This window comes from Methylobacterium sp. D53M (assembly GCF_053345625.1).
This window is the reverse complement of record NZ_JBKFAL010000003.1, coordinates 228,574-242,934: the sequence shown is the minus strand read 5'-3', so window position 1 is coordinate 242,934 and position 14,361 is coordinate 228,574. Positions and strand designations below refer to the sequence as shown.

At 71.2% G+C, this 14,361-nt stretch carries 13 protein-coding genes and 1 tRNA gene; 2 read left to right on the top strand and 12 right to left on the bottom strand.

Translation table 11 applies throughout. The features are described 5' to 3' along the window. Positions 1-9 precede the first annotated feature (9 nt). The 8 genes from nuoH to ACLBYG_RS08565 all read right to left on the bottom strand — a co-directional run bounded on the left by nuoH (position 10) and on the right by ACLBYG_RS08565 (position 8,862). Entirely contained in the window at positions 10-1,032 is a 1,023-nt protein-coding gene (nuoH, locus tag ACLBYG_RS08600) for an NADH-quinone oxidoreductase subunit NuoH (protein WP_020092240.1), read from the bottom strand. Between the two features lie 13 nt (positions 1,033-1,045). Then, entirely contained in the window at positions 1,046-3,127 is a 2,082-nt protein-coding gene (nuoG, locus tag ACLBYG_RS08595; protein ID WP_447681211.1) for an NADH-quinone oxidoreductase subunit NuoG, read from the bottom strand. A gap of 192 nt (positions 3,128-3,319) precedes the next feature. Continuing rightward, positions 3,320-4,621: an NADH-quinone oxidoreductase subunit NuoF gene (gene nuoF / locus ACLBYG_RS08590; protein WP_012319032.1), complete on the bottom strand. Its 1,302-nt coding sequence runs from the start codon at positions 4,619-4,621 to the stop codon at positions 3,320-3,322. Between the two features lie 9 nt (positions 4,622-4,630). Continuing rightward, complete coding sequence (gene nuoE / locus ACLBYG_RS08585) at positions 4,631-5,992, bottom strand: NADH-quinone oxidoreductase subunit NuoE (protein WP_447681210.1); 1,362 nt, start codon at positions 5,990-5,992, stop codon at positions 4,631-4,633. A gap of 10 nt (positions 5,993-6,002) precedes the next feature. Then, on the bottom strand, positions 6,003-7,193 hold the full coding sequence (locus ACLBYG_RS08580; RefSeq protein ID WP_020092237.1) for an NADH-quinone oxidoreductase subunit D: 1,191 nt from the start codon (positions 7,191-7,193) through the stop codon (positions 6,003-6,005). 16 nt (positions 7,194-7,209) lie between these two features. Beyond that, on the bottom strand, positions 7,210-7,857 hold the full coding sequence (locus ACLBYG_RS08575) for an NADH-quinone oxidoreductase subunit C (protein ID WP_056532537.1): 648 nt from the start codon (positions 7,855-7,857) through the stop codon (positions 7,210-7,212). Between the two features lie 9 nt (positions 7,858-7,866). Next, positions 7,867-8,454, bottom strand: a complete 588-nt coding sequence (locus ACLBYG_RS08570; RefSeq protein WP_010686017.1) for a NuoB/complex I 20 kDa subunit family protein — start codon at positions 8,452-8,454, stop codon at positions 7,867-7,869. Positions 8,455-8,496: 42 nt separating this feature from the next. Next, positions 8,497-8,862, bottom strand: coding sequence for an NADH-quinone oxidoreductase subunit A (locus ACLBYG_RS08565; protein ID WP_007560754.1), 366 nt, complete (start codon positions 8,860-8,862; stop codon positions 8,497-8,499). Positions 8,863-9,245: 383 nt separating this feature from the next. Between ACLBYG_RS08565 and ACLBYG_RS08560 the strand changes: the two genes are divergently transcribed. Then, positions 9,246-9,322, top strand: a tRNA-Asp gene (locus tag ACLBYG_RS08560). Positions 9,323-9,422: 100 nt separating this feature from the next. Here the strand turns inward: ACLBYG_RS08560 and ACLBYG_RS08555 are convergent. Both ACLBYG_RS08555 and ACLBYG_RS08550 read right to left on the bottom strand, forming a co-directional pair. Then, positions 9,423-10,325, bottom strand: coding sequence for an EamA family transporter (locus ACLBYG_RS08555; protein WP_447681209.1), 903 nt, complete (start codon positions 10,323-10,325; stop codon positions 9,423-9,425). A 40-nt stretch (positions 10,326-10,365) separates the two neighbouring features. Beyond that, complete coding sequence (locus tag ACLBYG_RS08550) at positions 10,366-10,689, bottom strand: DUF1127 domain-containing protein (RefSeq protein WP_447681208.1); 324 nt, start codon at positions 10,687-10,689, stop codon at positions 10,366-10,368. A gap of 114 nt (positions 10,690-10,803) precedes the next feature. On the opposite strand from ACLBYG_RS08550, the gene ACLBYG_RS08545 reads away from it, so the two are divergent. Beyond that, complete coding sequence (locus ACLBYG_RS08545) at positions 10,804-12,195, top strand: aminotransferase-like domain-containing protein (protein WP_447681207.1); 1,392 nt, start codon at positions 10,804-10,806, stop codon at positions 12,193-12,195. Positions 12,196-12,204: 9 nt separating this feature from the next. Here ACLBYG_RS08545 and ACLBYG_RS08540 read toward each other — a convergent pair whose 3' ends face one another. Next, positions 12,205-13,530: a sensor histidine kinase gene (locus tag ACLBYG_RS08540; RefSeq protein ID WP_447681206.1), complete on the bottom strand. Its 1,326-nt coding sequence runs from the start codon at positions 13,528-13,530 to the stop codon at positions 12,205-12,207. After that, positions 13,530-14,195, bottom strand: coding sequence for a response regulator transcription factor (locus tag ACLBYG_RS08535; protein ID WP_020092230.1), 666 nt, complete (start codon positions 14,193-14,195; stop codon positions 13,530-13,532). Before ACLBYG_RS08535 ends, ACLBYG_RS08540 begins: the two co-directional genes overlap by 1 nt. Positions 14,196-14,361 lie beyond the last annotated feature (166 nt).

Sequence of the window (14,361 nt, the reverse complement as noted above, 5' to 3'; positions counted from 1 at the left end):
AAGGGGGGCTCAGGCGCCCGGCGCGAGGCCGGTCAGCTTGAGCACGAAGGCGACGACGACGACCGAGATCAGGGAGATCGGCAGGAAGACCTTCCAGCCGAGGCGCATGAGCTGGTCGTAGCGGTAGCGGGGCACGATGGACTTCACCATCGCGAACAGGAAGAACAGGAAGCTCGCCTTCAGGGTGAACCAGATCACGCCCGGCACCCAGGTGAAGGGCGCGAACGGGATCGGGGACAGCCACCCGCCCAGGAACAGGATGGTCCCGAGGGCGCACATGCTCATGATGGCGACGTACTCGCCGAGCATGAACAGCAGGTACGGCGTCGAGGAGTACTCGACCATGTAGCCGGCCACGAGCTCCGACTCCGCCTCCGGCAGGTCGAAGGGCGGGCGGTTGGTCTCGGCGAGCGCCGAGACGAAGAACACCACGAACATCGGGAACAGCCACAGCCAGTACCAGCCGAACAGGCCGAGGCTGGTGTCCTGCGCCATCACGATGCGCGAGAGGTTGAGCGAGCCGGCGCAGAGCAGCACGCAGATGATCACGAAGCCGAGCGAGACCTCGTAGGAGATCATCTGCGCCGCCGAGCGCAGCGCGCCGAGGAAGGCGTATTTCGAGTTCGACGCCCATCCGCCCATGATGACGCCGTACACGCCGAGCGACGAGATCGCGAAGATGTAGGTGATGCCGACGTTGATGTCGGCGATCGCCCAGCCGTCCGCGAGCGGGATCACCGCCCAGCTGGACAGGGCGAGCATCGCGAAGACCAGCGGCGCCAGCAGGTAGATCGCCTTGTTGGCGCCCGCCGGGATCACCGGCTCCTTGATCACGAACTTGATCAGGTCGGCGAAGGACTGGAACAGGCCGAACGGCCCGACCACGTTCGGGCCGCGGCGGAGCTGCACCGCCGCCCAGATCTTGCGGTCGGCGAGCAGCGCGTAGGCGATGAAGACGAGCAGTGCCGAGAGCAGCACGAAGCTCTTCAGCACGATCAGGAGCACGGTCCCGAGGATTTCGAGCGGCGTCATCGGTCTTGAGCTCCTACTCGGCCGCCGCCAGGGGCCGCGCCTCGGCGGCGCGCTCCCGGGCGAGGCGCGAGCACTCCGCGAGGATCCGCGAGGCGCGGGCGATCGGGTTGGTGAGGTAGAAGTCGGTCACGGGCGACGCGAAGGCCGGACCGGTCGCGGTGCCGCCGAGGCCGGCGAGCCGGTCGACCGCCTCGGTCACGTTGCCCGGCTCGACGGCGCCGACCGCCGCCAGATGCGGGTGGGCGGCGTAGAGCGCGCGGCGCAGCGCGGTCAGCGAGTCGAACGGCAGGCGCTTGCCCAGCACGTCCGAGAGCGCGCGCAGGATCGCCCAGTCCTCGCGGGCGTCGCCCGGCGGGAAGGCGGCGCGGTTGCCCATCTGGACCCGGCCCTCGGTGTTCACCCAGGTCGCCGACTTCTCGCTGTAGGCGGCCCCCGGCAGAATCACGTCGGCGCGGGCGGCGCCGCGGTCGCCGTGGCTGCCCTGGTAGACCACGAAGGCGCCCGGGGCGACGTCGCGCTCGTCGGCGCCGAGGTTGAACAGGACGTCGAGCGCGTCCGGCTCCAGCATCTGCGCGAAGGTCAGGCCGCCCTCCCCCGGCACGAAGCCGAGATCGAGCGCGCCGACCCGGGCCGCGGCCGTGTGCAGCACGCCGAAGCCGTTCCCCTCGGCCGAGACCGCGCCGATCTCCTTGGCGAGCGTGGCCGCCGCGGCCAGGATGCCCGGTGCAGCATCGGCGCCGACGATGACGAGCGGCGCCTTCGCCTCCTTGAGGATCTCGAGGAAGCTGTGCTCGCCGCGGGCGAGCGCCGCCAGCGAATCGGGGCCGGCGCCGATGTAGTGGCTCGGATAGGTCAGGTCGACCGGCTCGCCGATCACGCCCACCGCCAGGGGCGCCATGCGCCAGCGCTTGCGGATGCGCACGTTCAGCAGCGAGGCCTCGGTGCGCGGGTTGGCGTCGACGATCAGGATCGCGTCCGCCGCCTCGATGCCCGGGATGGTCGGGTTGAAGATGTAGGAGGCGCGGCCCAGCGCTGGGTCGAGGCCGGCATCGGTCTGGCGGCAGTCGAGGTTCGGCGAGCCGAGGCTCTTGATCAGCTCGCGGAGCGCGAAGATCTCCTCGACGCCCGCGAGGTCGCCGACGATCGCGCCGACGCGCTTGGGATCCGCGCCCTTCACCTTGGCGGCGATGGCCTGGAACGCCTCACCCCAGGAGGCGGGACGCAGGCGACCGTTCTCGCGCAGGTAGGGCCGGTCGAGGCGCTGCATGCGCAGCCCGTCAATGTGGTAGCGGGTCTTGTCGGAGATCCACTCCTCGTTGATCTCCTCGCTGATCCGCGGCTCGATCTGCATGACCTCGCGGCCGCGGGTGTCGATGCGGATCGAGGAGCCGACCGCGTCCATCACGTCGACCGACTCGGTCTTGTTCAGCTCCCAGGGCCGGACGTTGTAGCTCTGGGGACGGTGAACGAGGGCGCCCACCGGGCAGAGGTCGGCGACGTTGCCCTGGAGCTCCGAGGCCATCGACTGCTCGAGGTAGCTGGTGATCTCCATGTCCTCGCCGCGGCCGATGGCACCGAGGTCCGGCACGCCCGCCACCTCGGCGAGGAAGCGCACGCAGCGGGTGCAGTGGATGCAGCGGTTCATCGCGGTCCGCACCAGCGGGCCGATATGCTTCTCTTCGACCGCGCGCTTGTTCTCCGTGTAGCGGGTCGAATCGACTCCGTAGGCCATGGCCTGGTCCTGCAGGTCGCAGTGGCCGCCCTGGTCGCAGATCGGGCAGTCGAGCGGGTGGTTGATGAGGAGGAACTCCATCACCCCTTCCCGCGCCTTCTTGGTGCCCTGCGAGCGCGTCAGCACCTCCGGCGGCTCACCGTTCGGGCCGGGGCGGCAATCCTTCACCGCGTAGGCGCAGGAGGCCACCGGCTTCGGCGCGCCCTTCAGCTCGACGAGGCACATGCGGCAATTGCCGGCGATCGACAGGCGCTCGTGGAAGCAGAAGCGCGGGATTTCGGCCCCTGCGGCCTCGCAGGCCTGGAGCAGCGTGTAATCGGCGGGGACGTCGACCTCGGTGCCGTCGACGAGGATTTTTGTCATCGGATCGTCTCGTAAACTGGCCCAAACGCGCGAGGCCGGATCCCACCCACGCCCTCATCCTGAGGTGCGAGGCGCAGCCGAGCCTCGAAGGAGATGTCCAGCCCGCCTCGCGCTGTCCGGAGGCCTCCTTCGAGGCCCGCTGTCGCGGCCACCTCAGGATGAGGCTGTGGGTTGGACACCGGCATCGTGCTCCTACTCCGCGGCCATCGGCACAGGCTCGCTGTGCGGGTTGGCCGTGTAGCGGTCGATGCGCTTCTCGATCTCGGGGCGGAAGTGCCGGATCAGGCCCTGGATCGGCCAGGCCGCCGCGTCGCCCAGCGCGCAGATCGTGTGCCCCTCGATCTGCTTCGTGACCTCGAACAGCATGTCGATCTCGCGCTTCTGCGCGCGGCCCTCGGTCATGCGCTGCATGACCCGCCACATCCAGCCGGTGCCCTCGCGGCAGGGCGTGCACTGGCCGCAGGACTCGTGCTTGTAGAAGTACGAGATCCGGGTGATCGCCGCGACGATGTCGGTGGACTTGTCGAGCACGATCACCGCCGCGGTGCCGAGGCCGGAGCCCAGGTTGCGCAGGGTGTCGAAGTCCATCTTGGCGTCGACGATCTGCTCGGCCGGCACCAGCGGCACCGACGAGCCGCCCGGGATCGAGCACAACAGGTTGTCCCAGCCGCCGCGCATGCCGCCGCAATGGCGGTCGATGAGCTCACGGAAGGTGATGCCGAGCTCCTCCTCGACGTTGCACGGCTTGTTGACGTGCCCGGAGACGCAGAAGAGCTTGGTGCCGGTGTTGTTCTTGCCGCCGAGGCCGGCGAACCACGCGCCGCCCCGGCGCAGGATCGTGCCGGCGACCGCGATCGACTCGACGTTGTTCACGGTCGTGGGGCAGCCGTAGAGGCCCATATTGGCCGGGAACGGCGGCTTCAGCCGCGGCATGCCCTTCTTGCCCTCGAGGCTCTCAATGAGCGCCGTCTCCTCGCCGCAGATATAGGCGCCGGCGCCGTGGTGGACGTAGATGTCGAACGGGTAGTCGTGGACGTTCGACTGGCCGACGAGGCGGGCCGCGTAGGCCTCGTCCACGGCCTTCTGGAGGGCGTGCTTCTCGGCGACGTACTCACCGCGGATGTAGATGTAGCAGGCATGCGCGTTCATCGCGAAGCAGGCCAGCATGCAGCCCTCGATCAGGAGATGCGGGTCGTGCCGCATGATCTCCCGGTCCTTGCAGGTGCCCGGCTCCGACTCGTCGGCGTTGACCACGAGGTAGTGCGGGCGCCCGTCGGACTTCTTGGGCATGAACGACCATTTGAGGCCGGTGGGGAAGCCCGCGCCGCCGCGGCCGCGCAGGCCCGAGGCCTTCATCTCCTCGATGATCCAGTCGCGGCCCTGCTCCAGCAGGAACTTGGTCCCGTCCCACGCGCCGCGCTTCTTGGCGGCCTCCAGGCCCGGCGAGTGCAGGCCGTAGAGGTTGGTGAAGATGCGATCCTGATCCGACAGCATGTCAGGTCCTCACTGAGCCGGCGCCGACAGGGCCTTGGCCTGCCCCACCCAGTTCTCCCGGTCGATGCGACCCGGGAACGCGAGGTAGGTGCCGACCCAGGCGATCTCGTCGCGGGACCAGGCGGCGATCTGGTCGAAATGGTAGATGCCGAGCCCGTTCAGGCGCTGGCTGTTGCCCGGGCCGATGCCCTTGATGCGCGTCAGCTCGTCCGGCTTGCCGGCGCGGGCGGCCTCCAGCCCCGGCGGCCGCTTGCCCACGGCGTCGGCCTTCTGCTCGGGGCTCGCGTCCTTCGGCAGGGCCGCGAGCGCGCCGGCGATGCGCGCCTCCTCGGTCTCGGCCGCCACCTCGCTCTCGCTGGCGCCGGAGGCCTCCGGCTGCTGCGGGACGGCGTCGCGGTTCGGCACCGCCTGGTGGCCCTGCTCGCCGGCGGCGGGCTCGCCCTCGGCGACGCGCTTGGCCGGCGTGTCGAGCACGTCCGCGTCGCCCGGCCGGGCGGCGCCGTGCTTGGCGGTGGAGCGGCCGCGCTCGGCCGCGTCGGCGCGATCCTCGGGCTTCACCGGGCTCTCGCCGTTGGCGGCGCGCTGGGCCGGAGCGTCGCTCACGGGACGCTCGACCGGGCGGCCGGCGTCGGGCCGGGCCGGCTTCGGGTTCTCGGCGGCCTGCTGCGTGCTGGACGCGGCTTCACCGGTCTGGGCGGCCGGCTCCTCCGCCTTGCCGGCCTCCTCGAAGCGCTTGCGCCACGCGCCGACCCGCGAGCCGTCGAACAGCGTCGGGTCGGTGAGGGTGTTCACGGCGTCCTGGGGCTCGGACGAGACGCGCCCGGTCTGGGAGCCGACCTTCACGGGCCGGCCGGCGGCGAGGTCGTCCATCAGCTGGCCGAGGGACTCGGGCGTCAGGTCCTCGTAGTAATCCTGGTTGATCTGCACCATCGGCGCGTTGCAGCAGGCGCCGAGGCACTCGACCTCGAGCCACGAGAAGGTGCCGTCGGCCGAGACGTGGCCGGCCGGGCCCAGACGGGCCTGGAGCATCTCCTTGAGGCCCCGCGCGCCGCAGGAATCGCACGGGACCGTGCCGCAGACCTGGATCCAGAATCGGCCCACGGGCTCGAGGGCGAACATCGTGTAGAAGGTCGCGACCTCCAGCACGCGGATGTTCGGCATGCCGAGCTCGGCTGCCACCGCCTCGATGGCCGCCCGCGGCAGCCAGCCGCCGTTCTGCTCCTGCGCCCGCCACAGGAGCGAGATCACCGCCGAGGCCTGGCGGCCTTCCGGGTACTTGGCGATCTGGGTCTTGGCCCACTCGGCATTCTCCGGGGAGAACGCGAAGCTCTCGGGCTGCTCCGAGGCCGGGGCGAGTCTGCGGTTTGCCATCGCTTCTGTCTTACCGATCCACTTCGCCGAACACGATGTCGAGCGTGCCGAGCACGCAGGACACGTCGGCTAAGAGGTGCCCGCGGCACATCCAGTCCATCGCCTGCAGGTGCGCGAAGCCCGGCGCGCGGATCTTGCAGCGATACGGCTTGTTGGTCCCGTCGGACACCAGGTACACGCCGAACTCGCCCTTCGGCGCCTCGACCGCGGCATAGACCTCGCCCTCGGGCACGTGGAAGCCCTCGGTGTAGAGCTTGAAGTGGTGGATGAGCGCCTCCATCGAGCGCTTCATCTCCCGGCGCGGCGGCGGCGCGAACTTGCCGTCGACGGAGGCGATCGGCCCCTGGCCGGCGGGCTCGCGCAGCTTGGCGACGCACTGCTTCATGATGCGCACGGATTCGCGCATCTCCTCCATGCGGATCACCTGGCGATCGTAGGTGTCGCCGTTCTTCCCGACGGGGATGTCGAACTCCATCTCCTCGTAGCACTCGTAGGGCTGCGCCTTGCGCAGGTCCCACGGGATGCCGGAGCCGCGCACCATCACGCCCGAGAAGCCCCACTCCATCGCTTCGTCGACCGACACGATGCCGATATCGACGTTGCGCTGCTTGAAGATGCGGTTGGCCATGACGAGGTCGTCGAGGTCCTGGACGACCTGCAGGAACGGGTCGCAGAACGCGTCGATGTCGTCGATGAGCTTCGGCGGCAGGTCCTGGTGGACGCCGCCCGGCCGGAAGTAGTTGGCGTGGAGCCGGGCGCCGGAGGCCCGCTCGTAGAAGATCATCAGCTTCTCGCGCTCCTCGAAGCCCCAGAGCGGGGGCGTGAGGGCGCCGACGTCCATCGCCTGCGTGGTGACGTTGAGCAGATGCGACAGCAGGCGGCCGATCTCGCAGAACAGCACGCGGATCAGCTGCGCGCGGCGCGGCACCTCGATCCCGGCGAGCTTCTCGATCGCCAGGCAGAAGGCGTGCTCCTGGTTCATCGGCGACACGTAGTCGAGCCGGTCGAAATAGGGCGTCGCCTGCAGGTAGGTCTTGTACTCGATCAGCTTCTCGGTGCCGCGGTGGAGCAGCCCGATATGCGGGTCGACCCGCTCGACCACCTCGCCGTCGAGTTCCAGCACGAGGCGCAGCACGCCGTGCGCCGCCGGGTGCTGCGGGCCGAAGTTGATCGCGAAGTTGCGGATGTTGTGTTCGGTCACGGACGCTCTCCGCGGCTCAAGCCGACGTCTTCTCGTCGCCGGGGAGCACGTAGTCGGTGCCTTCCCACGGGGACAAGAAGTCGAAGTTCCGGAATTCCTGCGTCAGCTGCACCGGCTCGTAGACGACCCGCGCCTGGTCCTGGTCGTAGCGGACCTCGACGAAGCCGGTGAGCGGGAAGTCCTTGCGCAGGGGGTGCCCCTCGAAGCCGTAATCGGTGAGCAGGCGGCGCAGGTCGGGATGGCCCGAGAACAGGATCCCGTAGAGGTCGTAGGTCTCGCGCTCGTACCAGTTGGCCGCCGGGAAGACCTCGATCACCGAGGGGACCGGCGTCACCTCGTCGGTCTGCACCTTCACCCGGATGCGCAGGTTATGGCGCAGGGAGAGCAGGTGATAGACCACGTCGAAGCGCTTCTCGCGCTGCGGATAGTCCACGCCGCATATGTCGATGAAGTTGCGGAACGCGCAGGCCGGATCGTCGCGCAGGTAGGTCAGCGCGTAGACGATGTCGGAGGCCTGGACCACCAGCGTCAGCTCGCCGAACGCGACGGTGTGGGACACGACCGCTGGCCCGAGGGCGCCGAGGACGCGCTCGGCCAGGGCCGAGACGGCGTCGTCGCCGTAGGCCGGCTGGGTGTGGGGCAGGATCGAGATGCCGTTCGTCATGGCCGCTCCTCAGCGCTCGATCGTGCCGGTCCGGCGGATCTTCTTCTGCAGCAGCAGCACGCCGTAGAGCAGCGCCTCGGCGGTGGGCGGGCAGCCGGGCACGTAGATGTCCACCGGCACCACCCGGTCGCAGCCGCGCACAACCGAGTAGGAATAGTGGTAGTAGCCGCCGCCGTTGGCGCAGGAGCCCATGGAGATGACGTAGCGCGGCTCCGGCATCTGGTCGTAGACCTTGCGCAAAGCCGGGGCCATCTTGTTGGTGAGCGTGCCGGCGACGATCATCACGTCGGACTGGCGCGGCGAGCCGCGGGGTGCGAAGCCGAATCGCTCGCAATCGTAGCGCGGCATCGACATCTGCATCATCTCGACCGCGCAGCAGGCGAGACCGAAGGTCATCCACATAAGCGAGCCCGTGCGGGCCCAGTTGATCAGCTCGTCCGTGGTGGTGAGCAGGAAGCCCCGGTCGGCCAGCTCGTCGCTGATCGACAGGAAGGTCGGGTCGTCCGCGCCGATCGGGCGGCCTGTGTTGGGATCGATGATCCCCTTCGGCTGGGGCGCGATCGCGGGGGCGCGGTTGGTGTCGGTGATCAGGGCCATCGGCGACTCAAGAATTCGGTGCGGGCGGCGAGCGGCGGGAGATCAATCCCATTCGAGGGCGCCCTTGCGCCACTCGTAGACGAAACCGACGGTCAGCACGCCCAGGAAGACGATCATCGACCAGAAGCCGAACCAGCCCAGGTCCCCGAAGGTGATCGCCCAGGGGAAGAGGAACGCGACCTCGAGGTCGAAGATGATGAACAGGATGGCGACGAGGTAGAAGCGCACGTCGAACTTCATGCGGGCGTCGTCGAACGCGTTGAAGCCGCACTCGTAGGCCGAGAGCTTCTCCGGATCGGGGCTCTTGAAGGCCACCAGGAACGGCACGACTAGGAGCGCCGTGGCGATGAACAGCGCCACGCCGATGAACACGATGAGCGGCAGGTAATCCGCCAACAATCCGGTCATGCCAGGGCCTCGCGAGACGAGTGAAACCGCGGTGCGACGCCGACCCGGATCCGCCCGTGGAATTGTTCTTATGCCAGGATGCGCGCGGCCGGAGGCTTAGTCGAGCCGCCGGCCCGTGACAATGGCTTGTCGCGTCGCACAAAGCGCGCTGTCAGCCATCCTGTCGGTCGTCCTGTCGGTCATGTCCGAGATGGGCTTGCGCGGCGCCGGCGCAACACGACGGAAGCGCGCAGGCCCGAGTCGGGGGGCTGGTATGCCTGCGGCGGCGGTCGCGGATCGAGGCGGATGCGAATCCGTGCGGGACGCGCTTGACAGGGCACCGGGCGCCCCATAAACCCCGCCCCGTCGCCGGGCGAAACGCCCCTTCGAAGCGACCACGCCGTGCGGGCGTAGCTCAGTTGGTTAGAGTGCCGGCCTGTCACGCCGGAGGTCGCGGGTTCGAGCCCCGTCGCCCGCGCCACGTCCCCCCGATATCACCATCAGAAGTCGTCTCGCGGTGCACCGTGCCGACGCGCAGTCGCGCGTGCCCGAGCGGGACGGGTGATGGCTCGGCCGTGCGGTCAGGCCACCTTCGACGATTCGGGGGCAGGACTCGGCGGAGCGACCGCGCCCGGCCGCGTCCCGCGCAGGCTGAGGGCGATTCCCGTCAGGATCAGGCCTCCCCCGGCCAGGATGTCGGCGCTCAGCGGTTCGCCCAGGACGAGATGCGTGCTCAGGATGCCGGCCACCGGCACCAGCAGGGCGAAGGGCGTCACGGCAGCCGCCGGGTAACGGGTCAGGAGCCCGTTCCAGAGGCCGAAGGCGAGGAGCGTCGTCGGGTAGGCCTGGAACGCGACCGATCCGATCGCCCCCCAGCTCGGATGCGCCAGCGCCGTGAGCGCCCCGGGCCCCTCGACGATCAGCGACAGGATCAGCAGGGGCGGCGTGGTGGCGAGGCTGCTCCAGACCATCAGCGCCAGCCGGTCGACCCGGCCGATCCGCTTCGCGACGACGTTCGCGCTGGCCCAGGACAGGGCCGCGCCGACGACGAGGATCAGCGGGCCGAGCGGGGCGCCCCCGCCCCGCCCGAGCGCCACCGCGGCGACGCCGAGGAGCGCGATGCTGCCGCCCAGGATCTGCCGTCGGCGCGGGCGTTCCCCCTGCAGCGCCCAGGCGAGCGCCACGGTGAACGGGACCTGGACCTGGATCAGGAGCGACGACAGCCCGGCCGGCATGCCGAGGCGGATCGCCGTCATGAGCAGCCCGAACTGGCCGACCCCGAGGGCGAGGCCGAACCCCGCCACCAGGACGACGGGGGCCCGGGGCGGCCGGATCACCAGCGCCGCCGGCAGCGCCGCGAAGCCGAAGCGCAGGGCGCACAGCATCAGCGGCGGCACCGTCTCCAGGCCGACCTTGATGGCCACGAAGGCCAGCCCGAGGATCGTGACCACCAGGATTGCGGCGAGCCCGTCGCGCAGCGTCATGCGCGCACCCTACGCCGCACGCCGCCGCGTCACCACCGCATCACCACGGCCGCACGGCCGCCCGAGCGTGGCGTCGCTCGTCGCGCCGGCCGACCAGCAGGTGGATCGCGTCGCCCGTGCCGGGCACGCAGGCATCGGCCACGTCCTGCCGCGTCAGGCCGATATCCTTCAGTTCCCGGTCCGACAGGGTCGACAGCCGCTGGAGCACGCGACGGTTCATCGCCGCCCGCGACAGGCCCGCGCGCACCTCGGCGGCGACCGTCAGCACGGGCCCGACCATCCGGGCGAGCCATCCGCCGCGCGATCTGATCCGGGATCCGATCCGGGTTTCCAGGGCGGCGGTCTCTGTCAGGCACTGAGTCATGGATCCCCTCCTCCATCGTTCCGGGGCGTCGCGATCCTGGCGGGCGGGGGCTGGCGGCGACAGGAACACTTCGGTACGGTTCGGAAGAATTGTCCGGACGAAAGAGCAGTACGGATGGCGGTCGCAGTCAGAAGCTCAGGGACGCGCGTCGAGGCCGTGGTCTGCGAGATTCGCGAGCGGATCGCGGCGCGGCGGCTGGTCCCGGGCGTGCGGATCCCCTCGGTCCGGGCCTTCGCGGAGACGATGGGCGTCTCGAAATCCACCGTCGTGGAGGCCTACGAGCGCCTCGCCGCCGAGGGCGCCGTGGTGCCGCGGCCGGGCTCGGGCTTCTACGTCGCCGGCAAGACCCGGCCGCTCTCGCTCCAGGCGATGGGGCCGCGGCTCGACCGGATCGTCGACCCGCTCTGGATCACCCGGCAGGCGCAGCAGGCCGGCTCCGACCAGCTGAAGCCCGGGGCCGGCTGGCTGCCCGATTCCTGGATGCCCCACGAGGCGATCCGCCGGGGCCTGCGCCGGGTGGCCCGGGCCGACCTCGCCGAGATGACCAACTATGACCGGCCCCTGGGCTACGAGCCCCTGCGCCACCAGATCGCCCGCAAGGTCGGCGAGAAGGGCGTCGGCGCCGAGCCCGACCAGATCGTGCTGGTCGAATCGGCCACGCAGGCGCTGGACCTCGTCTGCCGGTTCCTGCTCCAGCCCGGCGACACCGTGCTGGTCGACGATCCCTGCTACTTCAACTTCCTGGCGCTGCTGCGCGCGCAGCGCGTGGCGGTGGTCGGCGTGCCGATCACGCCGGAGGGGCCGGACCTGCAGGCGCTCGCGACCCTGCTGGAGCAGCACCGGCCGCGCTTCTACCTGACCAACGCCGCCCTCCAGAACCCGACCGGGGCGAGCCTCGCGCCGACCGTGGCGCACCGGCTCCTCAAGCTGTGCGAGGCGCACGACACGCTCATCGTCGAGGACGAGATCTTCGGCGACCTCGAGCCCGAGGCCGCCCCTCGGCTCGCCGGCTTCGACGGACTGGAGCGCGTGATCCAGATCGGCAGCTTCTCCAAGACCCTGTCGGCGGCCGCGCGCTGCGGCTGGATCGCGCTCCGGGCCGACTGGGTCGAGCCGCTGGTCGATCTCAAGCTCGCCCTCAGCCTCGGCAACGGCCACATCACGGCCGCGCTGGTGCACGCGCTGATCACCGAGGGCGCCTACCGGCGGCACCTCGCCGAGACCCGCCGCCGGCTCGCCGGCGCGCTGGTGCAGGCCTCCGCGGAGCTGCGCGCCTGCGGCCTCGAGACCTGGGCGCAGCCCCGGGGCGGCTTCTTCCTGTGGATGCGGCTGCCCGACGGGCGCGACGGGGCCGACGTCGCCCGCCGCGCGCTGGCCCGCGGCATGGTGCTGGCGCCCGGGACCTCGTTCAGCCTGTCGGATACGTGGAACGGCTACATGCGCTTCAACGTGGCCCACTGCGCCGATCCGCGGATCCGGCCGATCCTCCGGGAGGCGCTGGGCTGAGGGGCCCGGTCAGGCCGGCAGCCGCAGCTCCGCCCGCAGGCCGCCGAGATCCGACCGCCCGAGGCTCAGGCCGCCGCCGTACAGCTCGGCGAGCTCCAGGGTGATCGGCAGCCCGAAGCCGTGGCCCGGCACGCCCTCGTCGAGGCGCCGGCCCCGGGCCATGACGGCGGAGGCCGCCGCCGGGTCGAGGCCGGGTCCGTCATCCTCCACGACTACGGCCACCGCGCCGTCGCGCGCCGCCGCCGAGACCCGCACGCGGCCGCGGCACCAGCGGCAGGCATTGTCCACGAGGTTGCCGAGCATCTCGTCGAGATCCTGGCCCTCGCAGGAGACCGACAGGGTCTCCGGGACGTCGAGGTCGATCGCCGCGCCCTTCTCGGCGTGGATCCGCGTCAGCGCCGCGCGCAGGTCCGACAGCCGGGGCGCCAGGGCCGTGCGGCCCCGGGCCGAACCCGCCAGGGCCGCGGCCCGGGCGCGCCGGAGGTGATGGCGCACCCGCCGGTCCATGTCGTCCACCTGCCGGCGCAGGGCGCCGTCCGGGTCGCGGGCCGGCTCCGCGAGGGCCATCGACAGGGTGGCGAGCGGCGTCTTGAGGGCGTGGGCGAGGTTGGCGACGTGGCCGCGGGCGCGTTCCAGGTTCTGCGCGTTCTGGTCGAGGAGCGCGTTGAGTTCCGCCACCATCGGCGCGATCTCGGCCGGCTGGTCCGCCGGCACGCGCTCGTGCCGCCCCGCCCGGACCGACGCGAGGTCCGCGCGCAGGCGCGTCAGCGGCGCGAGGCCCAGGCGCACCTGGAAGGCCAGGCCCGCGAGCAGGCACAGGCCGAGGATGCCGAGCGCCAGGGTGAGGCTCGTCAGCGCCTCGCGCAGCGGCCCGCGCAGCTCCCCCTCCGGCGCCGCCACCACGATCGTCGCCGGCTCGGGCCCGGGCACGGCCAGCACGCGGGCGACGAGGGGCTCGCCGCGCGGCCCCGTGCCCGAGGCCGGGTGCGGCCGGCCCGGATCGTCGTCCGGTCCGGGATCGGACAGGCGGATGTCCCCGCCCCGCAAGGAGCCGGAGCGGATCGTCTCGGCGCCGCGGCGCACCTCCCAGGCCCAGCCGGGGCCGGGCCGGTCGAAGGGCGGCGCGTCGAGCCCCTGCGGGAGGATCCCGGCCTCGAGCCCGGCCCGCAGGGCGACGATCTGCGCGTCGAGCCGGCCGTCGAGCTGCCCGCGCACGAAGCGGTGCAGGATCACCCCGATGGCGAGGCCCGCCACCACCAGGGCCGCCAGCACCAGCACCAGGGCCGACGCGAGCAGTCGTGTGCGGAGCGAGCGGCGCCGCGCCGTCGCCGCCATCAGGCGGGCTCCGCGTGCAGGCGGTAGCCGTGGCCGCGCACGCTCTCGATCCGCGCGGGCGCGATCTTCCGGCGCAGGCGCGTGATGATCACCTCGACGGAGTTCGAATCGACGTCGGCGTCGCCCTCGTAGACCCGCTCGATCAGGTGCGGGCGCGGCACCACGGTCTCGCGGTTCAGCATCAGGCAGGACAGGACCCGCCATTCCAGGCCGGTGAGCTTGAGCGGCAGGCCCTCGTGCTCGAAGGCGCCGAGACCCGGATCGAAGCTGAGGGGACCGCAGGTGATCCGGCTCGCGCCCCCGCCCTGGGACCGGCGCACGAGGGCGCGGAGGCGGATCACCAACTCCTCCACGCGCACCGGCTTCACGAGATAGTCGTCCGCCCCCGCCTTGAAGGCCGCGACCTTGTCGCTCCAGCCGTCCCGGGCGGTGAGCACCAGCACCGGCAGGGTCCGGCCGGCCCCGCGCCAGGCCCGCAGCACCGAGACGCCGTCGCCCTTCGGCAGGCCGAGATCCAGCACGACGGCGTCGTAGCCCTCGGTCTCGCCGAGATGCTGGGCGTCCTCGCCGGTGGCGGCATGGTCGAGCACGAAGTTCTCGGCGCGCAGGACCTTGGCGACCTCCGCCGCGAGGGCGGCGTCGTCCTCCACCAGCAGGATCTTCACCGGTCTCACCTCCCCGTCTGGACCGCGGCGGCCGGCCGGTTTCGCCCGCTGCCGCCGGCACTTAGGGCCGTGGTCTCACGTCGGCTCCCGGGACGGCCGCCCGGGCGCCGACCTGTCGGCCCGCATCAACGCCCGCTGCCAAGCCTCTGAACCCGCACGGGTTCCA

Bases quoted from the DNA above. Each gene is read 5' to 3' on its own strand.
- nuoH (WP_020092240.1), bottom strand. From the start codon at position 1,032: ATGACGCCGCTCGAAATCCTCGGGACCGTGCTCCTGATCGTGCTGAAG.
- nuoG (WP_447681211.1), bottom strand. From the start codon at position 3,127: ATGACAAAAATCCTCGTCGACGGCACCGAGGTCGACGTCCCCGCCGAT.
- nuoF (WP_012319032.1), bottom strand. From the start codon at position 4,621: ATGCTGTCGGATCAGGATCGCATCTTCACCAACCTCTACGGCCTGCAC.
- nuoE (WP_447681210.1), bottom strand. From the start codon at position 5,992: ATGGCAAACCGCAGACTCGCCCCGGCCTCGGAGCAGCCCGAGAGCTTC.
- ACLBYG_RS08575 (WP_056532537.1), bottom strand. From the start codon at position 7,857: ATGACGAACGGCATCTCGATCCTGCCCCACACCCAGCCGGCCTACGGC.
- ACLBYG_RS08570 (WP_010686017.1), bottom strand. From the start codon at position 8,454: ATGGCCCTGATCACCGACACCAACCGCGCCCCCGCGATCGCGCCCCAG.
- ACLBYG_RS08565 (WP_007560754.1), bottom strand. From the start codon at position 8,862: ATGACCGGATTGTTGGCGGATTACCTGCCGCTCATCGTGTTCATCGGC.
- ACLBYG_RS08555 (WP_447681209.1), bottom strand. From the start codon at position 10,325: ATGACGCTGCGCGACGGGCTCGCCGCAATCCTGGTGGTCACGATCCTC.
- ACLBYG_RS08550 (WP_447681208.1), bottom strand. From the start codon at position 10,689: ATGACTCAGTGCCTGACAGAGACCGCCGCCCTGGAAACCCGGATCGGA.
- ACLBYG_RS08545 (WP_447681207.1), top strand. From the start codon at position 10,804: ATGGCGGTCGCAGTCAGAAGCTCAGGGACGCGCGTCGAGGCCGTGGTC.
- ACLBYG_RS08540 (WP_447681206.1), bottom strand. From the start codon at position 13,530: ATGGCGGCGACGGCGCGGCGCCGCTCGCTCCGCACACGACTGCTCGCG.